We start from the raw sequence: 3080 nt of genomic DNA, 5'->3' as shown, positions 1-3080 counted from the left end.
GCCGAGGAGCCGTGGTCGCTCAAGACCGCCGAGTCCACGCAGGGCGGCGTCACCAAGACCGCCTACGTGGTCGAGCCCAAGTCGATGGTGACCCGCACGGCGCTGGCGGGCGGGGCGTGGCGGCGTACCGGAGAGGAGCGCTCGTACGACGCCAAGGGCCTGCTCACCCAGGTGGAGGAGAAGGGCGACCTGGCCACCGCCGACGACGACCAGTGCACCCGCTACACCTACGCCCGCAACGACACCGCCTGGATGCTCGACTACGCCAGCAGGATCCAGAAGGTCGCCGCGGGCTGCGGCACCGCCGTCTCGGCCCTGGCCGCCGGAGAGGTGATCTCCGACGAACGGGTCCAGTACGACAACAAGGCCTACGGCCAGGCGCCCACCAAGGGCGACGTGACCACCGTCCAGCAGCTCGGCGCGGCCGACGGGTCGACCGTCACCGACAGCACCCACACCTACGACGTCTACGGCCGCGAGACCAGCGAGACCGGCCCGGTCGGGACGAAGTCCACCATCACCTACAGCCCGGCCACCGGCGCCCAGGCCACGGAGATCGTCGAGACCAACCAGCTCGGCCACGTCGAGCGCACCCTCGTCGAGCCGGCCTGGGGCGAGCCGGTCGCCGAGGTCGACGCCAACGGCCGGCGCACCGACATGGAGCACGACGCGCTCGGCCGCCTGGTCAAGGTCTGGCAGCCGGACCGCAGCAAGGCCGCCGGCCAGTCGCCCAGCACCGAGTACGCCTACACCATGCGCACCGACGGCCCCAGCGTCGTCACCACCAAGACGCTGCGCGCCGACGGCGGCTACACCGTCAGCCACGAGCTGTACGACGGCCTGATGCGCGAGCGCCAGACGCAGGAACCCGCCCCCCGCGACGACCAGACGCAGGACCCGGCGCTGCGCGACGGGCGCACGATCACCGACACCTTCTACAACTCGCTCGGCGAGGTGAGCAAGTCCAACACCGGCTACTTCGCCACCGGCACCCCCGCCACCGAGCTGCTCGCGGTCGCCGACACCGACGTGCCCACGCAGGTCGTGTCGGTCTTCGACGGCGCCGGCGAGGTCAACGCCCAGATCCTCAAGGCCAAGGGCGTGGAGAAGTACCGCGTCTCGGCCACCCAGCAGGGCGACCGCGTCAACATCACGCCGCCGGCGGGCGGCACCGCGACGACCCGCATCGGCGACGCCGACGACCGGCTCATCGAGCTGCGCCAGTACAAGGGCGCCACCCCGACGGGCCCGTACGAGTCCACCAAGTACACCTACGACCCCGCCGGCCGGCTGTCCACGGTGACCGACGCCGCGGGCAACGTGTGGCGCCACCACTACGACGTGCGCGGCCGGGAGATCAAGACGGAGGACCCGGACAAGGGCGTCACCACGATGACGTACAACGACGCCGACGAGCTGGTGAGCACCACCGACGCCCGCGGCAAGACCCTCTGGTACGTCTACGACGAGCTCGGCCGCAAGAAGGAGCTGCGCGACGGCTCGGCCACCGGCGCGCTGCTGGCCGAGTGGAAGTACGACGCGCTGGCCAAGGGCCACATGAACGCCAGCATCCGGTACGCGGGCGGGCAGGCGTACAAGGCGGAGATCAACGCCATCGACTCCGACTACCGCACGCTGCGCGAGACGGTGACCGTCCCCGAGCGGGAGGGCAAGCTGGCCGGCTCGTACGTGCTCAACACCCGCTACACCCTCGACGACCAGGTGCAGTCGGTCAGCTTCCCGGCCGGGGGCGGGCTGGAGGCCGAGTCGGTGGTCTACTCCTACGACGAGCTCAGCCAGCCGACCAAGGTCAGCGGGCTGTCGTCGTACGTGACCGCGACCCGCTACTCCAAGCTCGGCGAGACCCTGCAGTACGAGCTGGGCTCCGGCGGCAAGAAGACCTGGCTCACCTACACCCATGACGAGTCCACCCGCAGGCTGACCAGGATGCGGCTGGACCGGGAGGGCGCCGCCGCCACCGACCTCGACCTCAACTACGCCTACGACGCCGCCGGCAACATCACCAAGATCGCCGAACGGGCGGGCGGCCAGGACACGCAGTGCTTCACCTACGACCACCTGCGCCGGATGACCTCGGCGTGGACGGCCAACGACGACTGCGCCAGCGGCACGCCGGCCTCCGACAAGATCGGCGGCGTGGCGCCGTACGCGGTCAGCTACGCCTACGACTCCACCGGCAACCGGGTCAAGGAGACCAAGCACGCCTGGGGCGGCGCGGCCGAGACCGTGCGCACCTCGGTCTACCCGGCGGCCGGCGCCAAGCAGCCGCACGCGGTGCAGAGCATCGGGGCCGACCTGTTCGCCTACGACGAGGCCGGCAACACCACCAGGCGCAAGGTCGGCACGTCCGACCAGACCCTCGTCTGGGACGCCGAGGGCAACCTGGAGTCGGTCACGGAGGCCGGCAAGACGACGTCGTTCCTCTACGACGCCGACGGCGACCGGCTGCTGCGCAAGACCGCCACGGACGCCACCCTGTACGTGGACGACATGGAACTGCGCTTCGACTTCGCCAAGGACGCCGTAGAGCAGACCCGCTACTACACCATCAACGGCGAGCCGATCGCGGTCCGCACGCCCGACAACCAGGTCTACTTCCTGGCCGCCGACCACCAGGGCACCGCGCAGGCCGCGGTGAACGGCGGCACCGGGGAGCTGGCCGTCCGGCGGATGACGCCGTTCGGCGAGGACCGGGGATCGCCGCCGCCATGGTGGCCGGGGCAGCGGTCGTTCGTCGGCGGCACCAAGGACCCGACGACCGGGCTCGTGCACCTGGGCGCGCGCGAGTACGACCCGAAGAACGGCCGCTTCCTGTCGGTCGACCCCATCATCGACGAGGAGGACCCGCAGCAGCTCAACGCCTACGCCTACGCCAACAACAGCCCCGTCAGCATGAGCGACCCCGACGGCCAGCTGTTCTGGATCGCCGTCGGCATCGCGGCGCGCATCGCGGCGCGGATCATCGCCAGGAAGCTGGCGCAGGCGGCGGCCCGGCGGGCGGCGCTCGCGGCGGCCCGGGCGGCGGCGCGGCGCGCGGCCATCGCGGCGGCCAAGCGGCG

General features: G+C 71.4%; 1 protein-coding gene. It reads left to right on the top strand.

Translation table 11 applies throughout. From position 1 onward, the window contains the following. Positions 1-3080: RHS repeat domain-containing protein (locus ACWCSD_RS50480; protein WP_449926638.1), on the top strand; the 3080-nt coding region annotated here is incomplete at both ends.

This window comes from Nonomuraea sp. NPDC001684 (genome assembly GCF_053596515.1).
This window is presented reverse-complemented; position numbering and strand designations above follow the sequence as displayed.